Here is a 759-nt window from a genome sequence, read left to right as displayed (position 1 = left end):
ACGAGTTCCGGAGAGCATCCTGTGGATTACGGAGCGTGACCGATCACAGGCACGGCAAAGGCGCGGACGCGGCGGCGCGAGGCCGGCCGTACGGCCGCGTGGGGGACGGGGAGGAGCGGGAAAACGCGTCCGGACATGCGACGACCCCCGCCGGGGGGGAGAGCGGGGGTCGTCCCCACGGCCGACTCGGGGGGGGAGGAGTCGGGCCGGGTTAGCACGGTCGCGAACGATCCGTGACTTCCATGGTGTACCCGAGAGCCCTCTCAGGCAAACCCACGCGCCCCACCTTACGCCGAATGGTGGGCGCCTATGCTCAGGTACGTGGAAAACCACTCCTTGCCCCGCGCAGCGGCCTTCTTCGACCTGGACAAGACGGTCATTGCGAAGTCCAGCACCCTCACCTTCAGCAAGTCCTTCTACCAAGGAGGGCTGATCAACCGCAGGGCCGCACTGCGTACCGCATACGCCCAGTTCGTCTTCCTCGTCGGCGGCCTGGACCACGATCAGATGGAGCGCATGCGCGAGTATCTCTCCGCACTGTGCCGGGGCTGGAACGTCCAGCAGGTGCGGGAGATCGTCGCCGAGACCCTGCACGACCTGATCGACCCGATCATCTACGACGAGGCCGCCTCCCTCATCGAGGAGCACCACGCCGCCGGCCGGGACGTGGTGATCGTGTCGACCTCGGGCGCCGAGGTGGTCGAGCCGATCGGCGAGCTGCTGGGCGCGGACCGGGTGGTCGCCACCCGCATGATCGTC

General features: G+C 68.0%; 1 protein-coding gene. It reads left to right on the top strand.

Annotated features, from left to right (window positions below):
- Positions 1–309: 309 nt before the first annotated feature.
- Positions 310–759, top strand: a 450-nt coding sequence (locus tag IE312_RS40240) for an HAD-IB family hydrolase (protein ID WP_229899806.1), incomplete at its 3' end; no start/stop codon positions are given.

It is taken from the genome of Streptomyces capoamus (genome assembly GCF_014654935.1).
GTDB classification, from domain to species: domain Bacteria; phylum Actinomycetota; class Actinomycetes; order Streptomycetales; family Streptomycetaceae; genus Streptomyces; species Streptomyces capoamus.
Note: the sequence above shows the minus strand (reverse complement) of the source record. Positions and strands in the feature narration are given on the sequence as shown.